The organism is Vulcanisaeta distributa JCM 11217 (assembly GCF_001316005.1).
GTDB lineage: Archaea > Thermoproteota > Thermoprotei > Thermoproteales > Thermocladiaceae > Vulcanisaeta > Vulcanisaeta distributa_B.
The window spans coordinates 95,662-109,350 of the sequence record NZ_BBBJ01000006.1; the positions used below are offsets into that span (position 1 = coordinate 95,662).

Genomic DNA, 13,689 nt, shown 5'->3' on the forward strand with positions numbered 1-13,689 from the left:
GCAGTAACCACCTTATTTATAACTTTTACTCGTTGCGTGACTTACGGATTTATTAATCGCTTCACCTATGTAAAGCGGTATTTAAATGAATTAATTTTAATAAGGTACTTAATAAGCAATAATTAATATGACGGAGGAGGTTAAGGTTCTTTGGCAGCCCAATCAAGATGTAATTAGGAATTCCAACATATTGAGGTTCGTTGATTGGCTTGGTGAGGTTTTTGGTCTTAGGTTTGAGGTTTCCATTGATGATCCTTTGAGGAATGTGGGTAATTATGATAGGCTTTGGAGGTGGAGTGTTGAGGATCTCGAGAACTTCTGGGTTAGTGTCTGGCGGTACTTTGGCGTTATTTCCCACTCACCCTATACTAAGGTTCTCGAGCCAAAAACCATGCCTGGAACTCGCTGGTTCATTGGTTCTAGGCTTAATTATGCGGAGCACGTGTTTAAGGCTGCCCGTTGGGGGGGCGAGGAGGCTGTGATCTACGTTAGGGAGGATGGGCTTAGGAGGAGCCTTACGTGGGATCAACTGTATAGGGAGGTTGCGGCTTTGGCTGATTGGCTTAGGAGTGTTGGTGTTGGCAGGGGGGGTGATAGGGTCGCCGCGTACGTTAGCCAGGTCCCGGAGGCGGTGGTGGCGTTGCTGGCCACGGCGAGCATCGGGGGGGCCATTTGGGTTGGGGGGGTTGGTGCTGAGTTGGCGCCTAGGGCCGCAATTGATAGGTTTAACCTTCTCCAGCCCAGGGTGTTGATTGCGGTGGATGGCTACCCATACAGGGGGGGTAGGGTGTTTGATAAGTACGGCGACATTAAGCAGATAGTTGACTCGGTAAAGAGTATTGAGAGGGTTGTCGTAGTGCCAAACATGAGGGACTCGGTGGAGCTAAGCCTTGGTAAGCCAGTGCATGATTGGAGGGAGGTCACAGGCAGGAGGGGGGGTGTTGGGCTCTCCTTCGAACCCATGGAGTTCAATGAACCACTATGGGTTTTATTCACGTCGGGGGGGACTACAGGTATACCGAAGCCCGTGGTCCACAGCCACGGTGGTGTCCTCCTCGAGGCGTATAAGGTTGGTCTCCACATGGATTATAAGCCAAGTGATAAGTTCACCTGGTACACGACACCCTCATGGATGATGTGGAACTTCACGGTTGATGCCCTACTCTTCGGTACGACAATACTCTTCTATGATGGTGATCCAACGGCCAGGAACTTCGAGCCTACTGGGAGATTACGGAGAAGGAGGGTCTCACAATACTTGGTCTCAGTGCGCCCTATATTCACGCTGCCATGAAGTCCACCATAGAGCCTGGAAAGCAATTCAACCTGAAGACGCTTAGGGAGATTGGATCAACGGCAGCACCCCTATCGCCTCAGGGCTTTGAGTGGGTTTACACCAAGGTTAAGGAAGACGTGTGGCTAGCACCAATTAGTGGTGGTACTGACGTTGTCTCGGCATTCGTTGGGGGCTGTCCAATACTGCCCGTGTGGGAGGGCGAGATGCAGTGCAGGTGGTTAGGAGCTGCGGTTAATGTGTATAATGAGGAGGGTAAGCCCGTGGTTAATGAGGTCGGTGAGCTAGTCATTGAGAAGCCAATGCCCTCAATGCCCATCTACTTCTGGAACGACCCAGACTACAACTGGTACAGGGAGTCCTACTTCAGCATGTTCCCGGGTGTGTGGAGGCACGGTGATTGGGCGTTAATAACGGATAGGGGCACAATAATAATAAGTGGGCGTTCAGACTCAACGATAAAGAGGAAGGGGATTAGGATTGGGACCCTGGACATATACAAGGTCGTTGAGTCCCTGCCAGAGGTCGTGGGTAGCCTAGCCGTTGAGGTCAAGAATAAGCTAATACTCTTCGTAGCCCTGAGGCCCGGCCTACAATTAACTGAGGAGTTGAAGAAGAAGATAAATGACGCATTAAGGAGTCAGTTGGGGCCTTACTACATTGCTGACTACATAATTCAGGTCCCAGACATACCAATGACGAGGAACTACAAGAAACTTGAGGTCCCCATTAAGAAGGTCCTAATGGGCTGGCCCATTGACAAGGCCGTGAACATAAACGCAATCCTAAATCCCGAGGCCTTTTACGCCGTTATTGAGGCGCTGAAGCCATACATGGACGAAATAATGAAGGAGTGATATTCCTTAAACCTTAGTTATTTATTTCATAAAATATCAATGAAAATAACGGAGTAATTAATGGACCAAGGCTCAGGAGGATATATGCAAAGTGCGTTGTTGAAGTTGAGCGCGGGACCCTACCAGACCTAGTCAATGATAGGTATGACTACTTAATGATAGACCTGGCGAGCATAACCTACGGCCTCAGAGACCCAAGGGCATTCCTAGTGAACGTTAGGCTCGCCCTTGATTATGATTACCTAAGGCCAAGCGTGGTGTTCGTGATTGATTACTCAAGGCCTGAGCATAAGGCCATCGCCGAAACCAGGATTAAGTGGCTTAGGGAGCTAGGCCTCGACTACATACTGGCAGAGGACGAGCCAGCCGAGGTTAGGGCCGCCAAGGAATGCCTGAGGAAGGGTAGGTGCATAGTCCTGAGTAGGGATTACGACCCACTCACTGTGATGGATGAGATGATACAGCCAATAAAAATAACCGAGAGGGCATGGATAAACAGGAGAATAACAATAAATAAAGAATGCCTAAGTAATTATTTAAAAGAGAAAAATAATTAATGGCATAATGCCAAACATTTTTATTTACTCATTTAAATAAATACCCACGTTTAGTTTTTGTTTACTTTGTTTTCTATAGGAAACAGATTTATAATTAGATTGTTTCCTATTTATACTTGAGTTCACGGCATGAGTATTGAGAGTGTGCTTAGGGAGGTTATTGAGGAGTGGTTTGCGTTTAACTTGCTAGGGTTGTACCTAGGGATATTTCGTACTTATTACCTGAGGGTTCGGCCCTCGCGTTGGTTGGTCCCCGTAGGGCTGGTAAGACGTACTTCATGTATTGGATTGCCCAGGACTTAATGAGTAAGGGTTGGCCTAGGTCAAGCATTGTCTATATTAATTTTGAGGATGTTAGGTTAAGCGTTCTTAAGCCGACGGACTTCAGTGTGTTTCTTAAGGTCATTAATGAGGAGGCACGTGAGTACAATGGCAGGATATTGCTAATGCTTGATGAGGTTCAAAGCCTACCAGAGTGGGGTCGCTGGGTGAGGACCCTACTTGACAGGGGGGGTAGGTACTTCGTGGTACTCAGCGGTTCATCATCAAAGGTGAGGGCTAGTGATGTGGCTACGGAGTTGAGGGGTCGCTATATCGATAGGTTAGTGCTGCCATTCTCCTTCAGGGAGTTCCTAAGGGTTAGGGGGGGCTTTGAGCAGGAGTTCCTGGAGGTGCCCGAGAGACACGGTAAATTACTTAATTATCTGAGGGATTACGTACTCAATGGTTCCTTACCCGAGGTGGTGCTCAAGCCGGAAATGGCCAGTGACTTAGTCAGGACATATAGGCAGACAATTATTTATAGAGACATAATCGAGAGGTATAAAATTAGGGATGCGGCATTCTTCGAGACCTTCCTAGAGATTGTTGAGAATAACTTTGGCGGTTATGTCTCAGTGACGAAATTAGACAACTACTTTAAGAGCCTAGGTATTAGTAAGAGTAAGAGAACGCTCAGTAATTATCTCAAGTACCTGGAGGAGTCTTACTACGTAATACTTGTTCGAAGGTTTGGGTTTTCAAGTAGAGAGGTCATTCAACAGCCGAGGAAGGTATACCCAATAGATACGGCGTACTTCAGGAGAAGATCCATTGGGCCGATGATGGAGAGCGTGGTCGCCGTGGAATTAATGAGGAGGGGTCTTGGTTATAACTACCTGAGGATAAATGATTACGAGGTTGATTTCGTAATTAATCAAGAGCCCAGGGAGTATATCCAAGTCACCTACGCCTCGGCAATGGATGAAATCGATAAGAGAGAGTTCAGGGCCTTAGTTAAGGCTAATGAGGTGCTTGGGCGTGGGGGGGTGGCTAGGGTAATTAGTTGGGACTTGGAGGATGAGGTCGAGATCGAGGGAATCAGGGTTAAGGTAACGCCACTCTGGAGGTGGTTACTCATGGGCTAATGCTTAAAGCCCATGGTCGTAACGCCAATAGGCAATGCAGGAGTTAAGGTGTGGGGGGGAAAGTAATAATGAGTTGTTGAGGGCTATGAAGGTCATTGAGGAGTTAAGCCCTACTGGGAATTAATAGGGATTAGGGTTGAGGATGTGAGTAGGGACTGCGCCATAGGCCTTGTGGAGGTGGGCAGGAAACACCTACAGGTACTGGGCACGGTGCACGGAGGAGTTCATAGCGTAAACTCGCTCGAATCTCTAGGGATGGTGAGATAAGTGTAAGGGTTGAGGATTATGATTGTGGGTGATGATAGATGAATCAATTTTAATTTAGTTGGGCAATAAATAATAATGATTAAGCCACGGGTTTTTACGTGGGTTTTGTATAATTATTTTGGGCCTGTGGGTCCTTGGGCGAGGTTACGCACTGATGTTGGGCGTGCCTTGACATCTTAGGTTTGCCATTGCCTTGGTTACTGCTCGGGTCCTCTTTTTGTTTTTCTCGTTAAGTGCCTCATCAAGCATTTTCCTTAATATCTCACAGACCTTTTTGATGAGTGCCGTCTTAATACGTTCTGGGTAATTCATTAATTTATCATAACTTATGTAGACGCAGTATCCATTATTCCATGTCCTCAACTCTGCGTCATAGCCTGCATTCTTTAATTTCTCTAGAATCGCCGTCGCATCCTCACGATTCTTACGCACAACTCTCAACACAACACAGCCGCTGCCACTCACGTTTACATTCATCCAAATGCCATCAATTATCTCAATCATCAACCTACCTAACGGCTTGACCCTCATGCCGGCTAACGTTATTAGGTTCTTTAATTTGTCCGCATCTGGCAATAGGCTGAGGTCCTCAATTAAGGACTTTATCAACTGATTGCTAAGCCACTTCCGGGCAAGATCAACGGCCCTTGAAGGGCGAGTTTTGATTACTTTTAAGTGATTCCTATTACGCTCCTTAAAGCTGAGACTCCTCATCCTATCAACAATGCCTTTCCATAGTTCATACTTCGAGTTACCAATTGTAAGCCAAACCCTCTTTTCCTTGGCATCAATACTACCATCACCGAGAACTGCAGAGAGTAGAAATGTTAGGAATTTATCATCGCTTAGATCAACTACTTCCTTGACGACTTTAGCCTTACTCTTGATTACACCCTTATGGTCAGTGGCCCTTAAATGCCACTTAACCTTTACATCACCATCATTGATACTTAAGCCATTTATGCGCACGTGGCTCTCCCCCCCAGGCCACGTTAATGCCCAAGCAATGGCTTGCCAAAGGTGGTTAGTGACCATCCTTGGATAGCCTCATCATCAACTGAGCCATCGGTTAGTAACCATCCATACTGCATCGCCCTTAGGACGTTATCATCAAATAGTTTCGGCGTAACCACATCCACACCATCAAGCCAGTCAGTGTTATGTTCATTGTTATGTCTCCCGACTTAGCAACCCTCCTTACATTGATTGCCAAGTGATCCGTGTATAGGTACGCTGCAAAGCTCTTATTTTCGTCAAACGGCTCACCACGTATTATGACCGTCGCCTCATCATCCCTCAACCTACTGAGCAACTCCATGAGCTCTCCCTGATAAGTCCTAAGCCACTTCTCCCTTGCTTGCCTAGCCAACTCGAGCAACTTACCACCTACCTTGTTCATTGTCTTCCTCAACTTGATATTCTCGTCATCACCACTCTCACTAATTCGCTCCTCAATTACCGATAGCCAATTGTCTAGCGCGTTGATGACCTCATCGAAAGAAGTGTTTGACCCACTCAGCAGCACGGCTTTATGTCTCTCGACTCGGTCTAAGAACACGTTGATTAACTCATCAACCTTCTCAATAATTCTCGGATCATCGACCTCCTCATCACATATCAGTCTCTTCTCACCCTTCACTTTCTTACCCCCCCAGCAAATCCTTGGTATTGAAGCCATTAAACATCAATATAGTTAATACACAGTAGGGCTATTAAGGCACTACACGGCGTTGGTCGACGCAATGGCCTGGGTAGCCGTAATAAGCCATTACTACCCGAGGTACGTAATCGCAGTAACCACAGACCTAACAGTGAAGTACCTGAAGCCAATAACTGAGGGAGTACTTAGGGCGGTGGCGAGGATAACGCACATCAAGGAACCAATGGCACTAATAACAGCGGAACTAAGGAACAAAGACAACGAACTAATAGGAGCATCAACAATGACCTACTGGGTAACACCAACGGACAAGACACTGAACGACGTAATAAATGAATTAAGAAGTAAGGCGTGAATTATATTGGAAGCTTTTCGAAAAATTCTTCCTTAGGTTGTTCCGTGGCAAAATTTTGCCATGGCTCGATTTGTTGGAAGTTGTTTTTCGTAATTCATTGTGTGGTGCTCATGGTATTGTGGATTGATATTGCTTTTAAGTTGTTCTTGCCTTGTTTACTTTTTGTGGAGGTTCCTCGGGAGGTTTCGTTGGTGGTTTCGGTGCTTAGGGGGGGGCTTGGTTTTAGGTTTTCCTTATTGGTGCTAGGGCCTTGGCTTTTTATGGCATTAGTAGGGAGACGAGTGATTGGGGGGGTTTAACCATTGATAAACCATTCAGTATTGAGGTTAGGGATGTGGTAACTAGGGAGTTGAGGGGGGGTTTGGGGGGGTTCTCCGTGCAGTGGCGTAGGTGGGGGGGTTTCTATGTCGATGCCGGTGCTGTTCATATCGACATTAATTACATGCCTTTGACGCTGGATGAGGAGTTCATGTAGGTCTAGGGCTTTTGGGGGGGATGTCCTCGTTCCATCGATTGAGGATTTAATAATCCTTAAGTTAATGAGTGGTGAGGATAAGGACGTGGAGGACGTCAAGAGACTGCTCAGGCTACCTAACCTTGACCTACCCTACCTACTTCGCGTTCGCGCGATGCCGGCGTTGATAAGGATTTATTAGGGATTGCCAGGAGGATTGGATTGAGGATTGATGGTTAGGGAGTTCACGTTTAATGAGGGTTGCGTTGTGGTTGATAATGTCAGGATGCCCATTGAGGTCGCCAGGGCATTGGGTGTTTATGGCTGCTCCTTCACTGGCTGGACTGCCTTAGCCATTCACGCCGGAAGCAAGTTGTTGATTCCCTACCACCCGAGCTACCTCGAGGTCGCGTGCCCAGACATCGAGGCCGTGATTAACGGGCTCAGGGGGGGACTCGGCCTAGTGATTTGGCGCGGGAGGCGCTGGGCCACGGTTGGTTGGGTCTACAGACCACTTAGGGTGGCGCTTGGCGAATTGAAGGTCTTCAATGAGGAGGTTGAGAGTGAGGGTGAGAAGTGTGGGTTGGGCGTGGCTCGGTAATCGATGCTGCCAGGCACATAATGCGTTTTAGGGAGCACGTGAGAGACCTCAAGCTCGTTGAGAAGTACTCAAACGGCAGGATTAAACCACCGCAAAAATCAACCATGAGGAGAATTAATTTTAATGGGTAATGCCGTGGCCGTCAATCACGAGTCAGAACCACCCCCCCTCATCTCCCTCAAGGCCTCAACAGCGCCCCCCTTATGTACTCCTCCTCCCTATCAGGAACCACAGCACCATAGATAGTCAAGGTCCTCCACTGAGTCCTAGTCGCATACACATACTCAGCAGGACCCACATAACAACGAGAACCATCACCATGATAAAACCTGAAATAAACCCTACCATTAGACCTAAACGAATGCACAGACCTAACAGGCCTACCACACCTCGGACAAACCAACAACCCACTCATCAGCAAACAAATACTCAACCAGGCTTATAAATTACTTTCACCATAACTAATACCTATTATATAAATAAAAACTTCATAATATAACAAAAATATAGCAATTATACAACCAAATAAATACTAAACATCGCAAACCACAACCACAAAACATTACAACAACTATTTTCCTTCGCTAATTCGGCATATCATACTATTTTTCAATAAGTCAAGCCATGGCAAAATTTGCCACGGAACGATTCAGGGAATAAATCTCTAAATTCTTTTTATGGTTTGTTTTCGTGGTTTGTGCGTTGTTTTTATATTGGCGTTTGTTGTTTATTGTTGGTGTTTATGGGTTTTAATTTGAGGGATGTTGGTGGTGTTAGGACTAAGTTGTTTTATCTTGAATCTGCTTCCGTGATGGGTGTTGATGCTGTGAATCTTGAGGCTTGTGGTGGTGCTCTCTGTGGTTCTGTCGTGGTTAGGGGATTTTGGTGAGCCTTGGTTTTTCGTGGATGTTGTTGGTGAGGGTACCCTGAGGTTGATGATCTTCAATTCGCGGTTTTTAACTACGGTGATGAGGGTGAGAGTAGGTGGGTTAGGGCGTCCCCCCCAGGTAGGCACTCCCTGTCGCTTATTTTGTCCCCCCCTGTTAGGATGTTTGGTGAGCGTAGGGTGAGCTTCAACGGAATGTACGTTGTTTATAGGGAGCCTTCACTGTTCAACTTTGTACTGAGGGCTAAGTTGCTGCTTGATGTTGCTGAGGCCTTCGAGGACTTAAGAACCGACTACCTTAAGGTGCTTAATGAGGCCCTTGACGTGGTTCCCCCCCTGGACTCCGTGGCCAATTGGCAATTGGAGTTTGCGGTTAGAGCGCATATTGTTGAGCCTCCCGGCTTCGTTAGGGCATTATTTAATTATTACGATGTTAAGGAATTGACGCACCTGAGGCCGCCGGACTTCAACGAGCTTGGTAGGGCTGCTAAGGAGGGTTTGAGGGTCCTTGAGGAGGGTATTGAGGAGTTGAGGGTTAGGAGGGGCCATAGGGGGCGTTGTGTATGTGGCGGGCCATGCGCACATTGATCTTGGTTGGCTGTGGAGTAGGGACGTGACTAGGGAAAAGGTTAGGAGGACGATCATCAATGTCCTATCACTGCTCCAGTCCTACCCAGAGCTTACGTTTCTGGTGTCAAACATGGCTTACTTGAGGTGGCTTAGTGAGGATAGGGATTTGTGGGCTAGGGTTAGGGAGGCCGTTAGGGCTGGTAGGATAGTGCCCGTGGGCGGTATGTGGGTTGAGAGTGATGCTAATCTGCCTGGTGGTGAGTCTTTGGTTAGGCAGTTCCTCTATGGGCAGAGGTTCCTCCTCAGGGAGTTTGGGTTTACGACAGAGATTGGTTGGTTGCCCGACACCTTTGGATTCCCTGCTTCATTACCGCAAATACTCAGGAAGGCGGGGATTAGGGTGTTCTTTGAGCATAAGATGTATTGGAACACGGTTAATAGGTTTCCATACTCAGTGTTCCTGTGGGAGGGTATTGATGGCTCGGTGATACCCACAATTAACTACGCAACCTACGGCGCTGACCTAACGCCTAGGCAAATAGCCAGGGCTTGGTCAGACCACACAAGCCCCCCCGAATTACCTGCCTTCCTACCCTTCGGTAAGGGCGATGGTGGTGGGGGGACCAACGTGGTTAATGCTCGAGAGGTACAGGTGTATAGGGACTTACCCGGCATGCAAGGCTCGTAATGGGCAATCTAAGGGATTTAGTTAATGAGGTTGTTAAGGACAACTCATTACCGAGGTGGAGGGGGGGTGAGCTGTACCTTGAGATTCACAGGGGGGGGTCTACACTAACGGCATAAGGCTCAAGCAGTTGGTTAGGGCCCTTGAGAATAGGCTTAGGGAACTGGAGACCTTCAGCGTAATCGCCGGCGTCAGGAGGAGTTATGAGGAGCTTTGGTACCCACTACTCGAGGCTGAGTACCACGACCCAATGGGGGCCACATCGACTAAGGCAGTCTATGAGGAGGTAATTAACGAACTTGAGGATGACCTGAGAAGGGCCGGTGAGGAGTTAATGAGTGTGCTAAGGAAGGCCCTTGCACGGGCCACTTCGTAACAATAGTAAACCCACTACCCTGGGCTCGAAGGGAGTTGGTAATGGTTAAGGAGGAACTGAGCGGTGTACCAACACAGAGAGTTAACAATGGTTACCTAGCACTAATTGAGGTCCCCCCCGCACTTGGTTGGAGGTCCTTTGAGAAAGGCGCGGGGGGTTCCTCAGGCGATGTTACTGTTGGTAGTAATTTTGTTGAGAATTCCGTGGTTAGGGTTGTCTTCGATGGTTCATTGAGGATCTACGACAAGGAGGCTGGTAGGTGGGCCGTTGAGGACGGATACCTAATGGCCTGTGAGGACATGCCCAGTAAGTGGGATGGTTGGGACATAGATGCCTACTATAGGAGGGTTTGTAGGAGGTTGGAACCTACGGGCTTCAACATCGTGGAGAGTGGGCCATTGAGGGGATGCATTGAGGTTAATTATGTGTTTAGGGAGTCGAGTATTAGGCAGAGGATTTGCTTGAGCGCCTTCAGTAGGCGTGTTGATGTGGAGAATGAGGTTGATTGGAGGGAGAGGTTAACACTGCTCAAGGCGTTTATAGACTGGCATATTCGGGCAAAACGCATCCTTTGAGATACCCTATGGAGTGATTAATAGGCCAACGAGGCCCAGCAATACCTGGGAGGTGGCTAAGTTCGAGGTACCTGCCCTGCGCTGGGTCGATGTTTGGGACCCGGATTACGGCATTGCCATACTCAATGATGGTAGGCAGGGCTACTCGGTGGAGGAGAATACCGTGGCAATAACACTGCTCAGGTCGCCCATTTACCCAAACCCATTCCTGGACTACGGCCATAACAAGTTCACCTACGCCATATACCCACACCCAAGTGATTGGAGGACTGCTCAAGTGCCCAGGAGGGCCTATGAATTCAATCAACCGCTAATCGTTGTTGAGGATACGGCAGGCGGCGACTCCTCATTCCTCGAAATTACGAACCCAGCAATAATGCTCGAAGCCCTTAAGTGGGGGGGTGAGGACTCGGGAATTGCCCTGAGGCTTTACGAGACCTACGGGGGGGTGAATGCGTGCACCGAGATCAAGGGCCTCATCAGGGGGGGTGAGGGCATCGAGACGGACCTCCTCGAGCTAAATAATTACGGCAATGCAAATTTAGGCAGCCTATGCTTCAAGCCCTTCGAGATAAAGACGATACTCATCAAGTCATGACGTGGCCGGGCTAATGAATAGCACCGTGTCACCCCTAATAATCATCAAGCCACTCTTAACACCACCCTTCGGATTAATCTCCTCCGTATTCGTAAGCAGCAGGTTAAGGTGCTGATCATAACCAACGAGGACACCCCCTAATCTCGGTACCATTCCTAAGCTTCACCAGAATCACCTTATTCAAACTCTTCTGCAACTCCTCATTAACAATCTCCATACAGCGAGGCATCGAGTTTTAAAACCCAAACCATATTTTAAAGGTTAATCTCCACAAAACACCCACGGAAAGGCCATACAATAAAATACCGATATACACAAGAAGAAACTAAACCAAAACCTTCACATGAATGAAGTAAATAAGGCACGTAAACGCTTACGATTACGGACTAGGAATCAATACTCTAATGGGGCCGGGGGGGCCGGGATTTGAACCCGGGTTCACGGGCTCCACAGGTCTTAATCACGTAACTGATTAACCGAGCAAAAACGTAACCGCAAAACCACGAACGAGTGATGCAAAACACCCAGGAACAATGAGGAGTTGGGTGATTTTGAGCGAGAAATGAGGCAAGCGTGATTGGTCACGGCTTGAGGAGTTCATCAGGTATTTCAAGTGTCACCTTGATCTTCTTGCCTTCGAGCTTCTCGAGGTCGATGCCGAGGGATTTTGGGAGCGATATGTAGTAAGTCGTGTATCTCTTGCCACGGCTCGTTGATACCCTACCCCCCCTGACCTCTGCGAGGAATGTTATTTGCATACCAGTGAATAGTGCGGTTCTGGGGTTTTTAACTGTTTCGTTTGCCATCAGTGCATAATCAGCAAAAAGCTTATAAACTGGCAGTGCACTGAATAATCGGTATGCAGGGGGGGCAAAACCAGAACAGGGCTTCCCTGGGGGGGCTTGAGAAGGAGCCCCCAGGGGGGGCAAATCCAAGTCCCGAAGCTCAGGATTAGGGCTTTCCGTGGGAACGTAAACATCCTGGCTAAAGTCGGCAGCAGGTGGGTGAGGATATGCAGGGCTGATTACTGGTTTGACTATGAGATGTTTAGGAAGTTGAGTGAGTACGCAGAGCGTAATGGCAGGCAGAGGGCGATGTTTGTGTACGGCTCGAGGTACCCAGCCATCTACTACGAGGTTGAGGTCACTGTTGAGGAGCTGGGCAAGATCCTGGGTGAAAGCGAGATCAAAAAGATCGCACAAGGCTTGATGAGGGTGATCAAGGCATGAGCCTCAAGGACGCAATAAAACCAATTAATTCCTATAATAAAATTAGTAATAACTGCATCAACATCACAAGGAACTACGGAGACTGGGAAATTGAACTCGACGTATGCATAGATGAAACGTTAAGGAGGCTAAACGATCGCGGAACCTCCGAAAGTTTAACGAGCCAAGTGTCGACCCAGGTGATAATCCAGGAGACAATACAGGAGAAACTACTGTCGGTTGCAGACGTACTCGTCATCCACGAGCAACATGAAACAAAAAACACAGCCAACGCAATAAACACTGAACTTCTTACCACGAATCAAGAAAAACCGGAGTTAGACCGTGAAACAGTTGGGGGGAAAACTGTTTCACGGTGATGAACCCCCCCCACGAGGGGGGGGTCAAACATTATTAATTTTTGAACGATAGTCTTAAGAACCGGTCAAGACAAAATTCAGTGACCCGGTATGGGGGGGGTCAGCACTCAAACTCAGTCAAGGCCCACCCACGGGGATATTTAACATCACTCACTCCGCAGTTTATACAGAACTTTTTAAATGTATCAGTTGGGCTGCCGACGGTTGTCTACGCTCACGTTATAAAGAATCAACGTTCCCTGGCCTTCTCGATAACCAGGGGAGAGGCGGAGAAATTGAGGAAGGTTGGTTATGTCGATAGGATGATGGTGCTCGTTAGGGAGATGGGGACAGGTATTACCTTTCAAGGCACGTTGAGGAACAAGTTCAATGCCTATGTGATCAGGATTCCTGTTAGACTCTCGAATTTCTTCATTCACGGCTCGACGGTGATAATCACAATAATACCCATTGCCGTGAAGGAAAACCAGCGTCCTAGTGCAAGGGCCCCCAGTGAGAGAGACCCAGAGGGTGATCCACAATGAAGGAGCCAGTACTGCTTTTTAGAGTTTCCCGTTCAAGAAACAATAAGGTCATACTAGGTCTATACATACTGCTGCGCGAGGCTAAAGGGAACGTTGTTGTTTACCCAGGCAAGATCGCTCGAGTTACCGCAAAAATGGGCTACGATAGCCCATTCAAATACGTCAGGCCGGCAGCGAGACTGTTGGGTAATCTTGAAAAGCTGGAGTTGATCGAGCCTTTCAATTTCACGAGGGCAAGGACCTCCCGAATATGGGTTATCTCGTTCAATTCACCATTGATGGCCATGGCTCGTTCAATGACTGCCGAGGAGTTTGTTGAGAAACTGAATGAACTAATTAAGGAGGGTGGTGGTCACGCCTGACTCGAAACTTATGACAATGGCCAAGTCGATGAGCCAGGGCGAATTCGTGAGGGAATTGACCAAAATAATCGAGG

General features: G+C 47.9%; 20 protein-coding genes and 3 pseudogenes. 18 read left to right on the plus strand and 5 right to left on the minus strand.

The features are described from left to right. Positions 1 to 127: 127 nt before the first annotated feature. The 4 genes and pseudogenes from JCM11217_RS07620 to JCM11217_RS07630 all read left to right on the plus strand — a co-directional run. Positions 128 to 1,701 (plus strand): annotated as a pseudogene (locus tag JCM11217_RS07620) (acetoacetate--CoA ligase); the annotation flags it as partial. A gap of 120 nt (positions 1,702 to 1,821) precedes the next feature. Further along, complete coding sequence (locus JCM11217_RS15135; RefSeq protein ID WP_243678777.1) at positions 1,822 to 2,151, plus strand: hypothetical protein; 330 nt, start codon at positions 1,822 to 1,824, stop codon at positions 2,149 to 2,151. 155 nt (positions 2,152 to 2,306) lie between these two features. After that, the gene (locus tag JCM11217_RS07625; protein WP_243678732.1) at positions 2,307 to 2,708 is read left to right on the plus strand and encodes a hypothetical protein; all 402 of its coding nucleotides are present in this window, start codon (positions 2,307 to 2,309) and stop codon (positions 2,706 to 2,708) included. 242 nt (positions 2,709 to 2,950) lie between these two features. Next, positions 2,951 to 4,114 (plus strand): ATP-binding protein, encoded by a 1,164-nt coding sequence (locus tag JCM11217_RS07630; protein ID WP_243678733.1) that lies wholly within the window; start codon positions 2,951 to 2,953, stop codon positions 4,112 to 4,114. A gap of 411 nt (positions 4,115 to 4,525) precedes the next feature. On the opposite strand, the gene JCM11217_RS15140 is transcribed toward JCM11217_RS07630, so the two are convergent. Beyond that, complete coding sequence (locus JCM11217_RS15140) at positions 4,526 to 5,416, minus strand: hypothetical protein (protein ID WP_243678734.1); 891 nt, start codon at positions 5,414 to 5,416, stop codon at positions 4,526 to 4,528. A gap of 61 nt (positions 5,417 to 5,477) precedes the next feature. Next, on the minus strand, positions 5,478 to 6,059 hold the full coding sequence (locus JCM11217_RS15145; RefSeq protein WP_243678735.1) for a hypothetical protein: 582 nt from the start codon (positions 6,057 to 6,059) through the stop codon (positions 5,478 to 5,480). Positions 6,060 to 6,123: 64 nt separating this feature from the next. Between JCM11217_RS15145 and JCM11217_RS07640 the strand changes: the two genes are divergently transcribed. From JCM11217_RS07640 to JCM11217_RS15160, 5 genes are all read left to right on the plus strand, one after another. Next, complete coding sequence (locus JCM11217_RS07640; protein ID WP_243678736.1) at positions 6,124 to 6,396, plus strand: PaaI family thioesterase; 273 nt, start codon at positions 6,124 to 6,126, stop codon at positions 6,394 to 6,396. A gap of 250 nt (positions 6,397 to 6,646) precedes the next feature. After that, positions 6,647 to 6,871 (plus strand): hypothetical protein, encoded by a 225-nt coding sequence (locus JCM11217_RS15150; RefSeq protein ID WP_243678737.1) that lies wholly within the window; start codon positions 6,647 to 6,649, stop codon positions 6,869 to 6,871. Further along, positions 6,855 to 7,052, plus strand: coding sequence for a DUF6036 family nucleotidyltransferase (locus JCM11217_RS15155; RefSeq protein ID WP_243678738.1), 198 nt, complete (start codon positions 6,855 to 6,857; stop codon positions 7,050 to 7,052). The genes JCM11217_RS15150 and JCM11217_RS15155 overlap by 17 nt, the downstream gene beginning before the upstream one ends. A gap of 30 nt (positions 7,053 to 7,082) precedes the next feature. Beyond that, a complete protein-coding gene (locus JCM11217_RS07650) occupies positions 7,083 to 7,451 on the plus strand; it encodes a hypothetical protein (protein WP_054842555.1) in 369 nt (122 codons plus the stop codon). Continuing rightward, positions 7,427 to 7,582 (plus strand): hypothetical protein, encoded by a 156-nt coding sequence (locus JCM11217_RS15160; RefSeq protein ID WP_243678739.1) that lies wholly within the window; start codon positions 7,427 to 7,429, stop codon positions 7,580 to 7,582. Before JCM11217_RS07650 ends, JCM11217_RS15160 begins: the two co-directional genes overlap by 25 nt. Positions 7,583 to 7,629: 47 nt before the next feature. Here JCM11217_RS15160 and JCM11217_RS07655 read toward each other — a convergent pair whose 3' ends face one another. Then, entirely contained in the window at positions 7,630 to 7,866 is a 237-nt protein-coding gene (locus JCM11217_RS07655) for a hypothetical protein (RefSeq protein ID WP_054842556.1), read from the minus strand. Positions 7,867 to 8,193: 327 nt separating this feature from the next. Between JCM11217_RS07655 and JCM11217_RS15165 the strand changes: the two genes are divergently transcribed. The 5 genes and pseudogenes from JCM11217_RS15165 to JCM11217_RS15185 all read left to right on the plus strand — a co-directional run bounded on the left by JCM11217_RS15165 (position 8,194) and on the right by JCM11217_RS15185 (position 11,141). Beyond that, the gene (locus JCM11217_RS15165) at positions 8,194 to 8,340 is read left to right on the plus strand and encodes a hypothetical protein (protein ID WP_243678740.1); all 147 of its coding nucleotides are present in this window, start codon (positions 8,194 to 8,196) and stop codon (positions 8,338 to 8,340) included. A gap of 159 nt (positions 8,341 to 8,499) precedes the next feature. Then, positions 8,500 to 8,925, plus strand: a complete 426-nt coding sequence (locus JCM11217_RS15170) for a hypothetical protein (RefSeq protein WP_243678741.1) — start codon at positions 8,500 to 8,502, stop codon at positions 8,923 to 8,925. Then, entirely contained in the window at positions 8,897 to 9,595 is a 699-nt protein-coding gene (locus tag JCM11217_RS15175; RefSeq protein ID WP_243678742.1) for a hypothetical protein, read from the plus strand. Before JCM11217_RS15170 ends, JCM11217_RS15175 begins: the two co-directional genes overlap by 29 nt. A 127-nt stretch (positions 9,596 to 9,722) precedes the next feature. Beyond that, positions 9,723 to 9,968 carry a hypothetical protein gene (locus JCM11217_RS15180; RefSeq protein WP_243678743.1) on the plus strand — a complete coding sequence of 82 codons (246 nt, stop codon included), beginning with the start codon at positions 9,723 to 9,725 and terminating at the stop codon, positions 9,966 to 9,968. Between the two features lie 41 nt (positions 9,969 to 10,009). Further along, a pseudogene (locus JCM11217_RS15185) lies at positions 10,010 to 11,141 on the plus strand (hypothetical protein). Here the strand turns inward: JCM11217_RS15185 and JCM11217_RS07665 are convergent. Further along, a pseudogene (locus tag JCM11217_RS07665) lies at positions 11,136 to 11,370 on the minus strand (small nuclear ribonucleoprotein (Sm)). The pseudogenes JCM11217_RS15185 and JCM11217_RS07665 overlap by 6 nt on opposite strands. A gap of 352 nt (positions 11,371 to 11,722) precedes the next feature. Then, a complete protein-coding gene (locus tag JCM11217_RS15190; RefSeq protein ID WP_243678744.1) occupies positions 11,723 to 11,899 on the minus strand; it encodes a hypothetical protein in 177 nt (58 codons plus the stop codon). A gap of 144 nt (positions 11,900 to 12,043) precedes the next feature. Here JCM11217_RS15190 and JCM11217_RS07670 point away from each other — a divergent pair, with 144 nt between their 5' ends. The 4 genes from JCM11217_RS07670 to JCM11217_RS07685 all read left to right on the plus strand — a co-directional run bounded on the left by JCM11217_RS07670 (position 12,044) and on the right by JCM11217_RS07685 (position 13,615). Continuing rightward, the gene (locus tag JCM11217_RS07670; RefSeq protein WP_243678745.1) at positions 12,044 to 12,370 is read left to right on the plus strand and encodes a hypothetical protein; all 327 of its coding nucleotides are present in this window, start codon (positions 12,044 to 12,046) and stop codon (positions 12,368 to 12,370) included. Then, on the plus strand, positions 12,367 to 12,729 hold the full coding sequence (locus tag JCM11217_RS07675; RefSeq protein WP_054842558.1) for a hypothetical protein: 363 nt from the start codon (positions 12,367 to 12,369) through the stop codon (positions 12,727 to 12,729). Before JCM11217_RS07670 ends, JCM11217_RS07675 begins: the two co-directional genes overlap by 4 nt. An 80-nt stretch (positions 12,730 to 12,809) precedes the next feature. Next, positions 12,810 to 13,253 carry a hypothetical protein gene (locus JCM11217_RS07680; protein WP_054842559.1) on the plus strand — a complete coding sequence of 148 codons (444 nt, stop codon included), beginning with the start codon at positions 12,810 to 12,812 and terminating at the stop codon, positions 13,251 to 13,253. Beyond that, the gene (locus JCM11217_RS07685; RefSeq protein WP_054842560.1) at positions 13,250 to 13,615 is read left to right on the plus strand and encodes a hypothetical protein; all 366 of its coding nucleotides are present in this window, start codon (positions 13,250 to 13,252) and stop codon (positions 13,613 to 13,615) included. Before JCM11217_RS07680 ends, JCM11217_RS07685 begins: the two co-directional genes overlap by 4 nt. Positions 13,616 to 13,689: the final 74 nt, after the last annotated feature.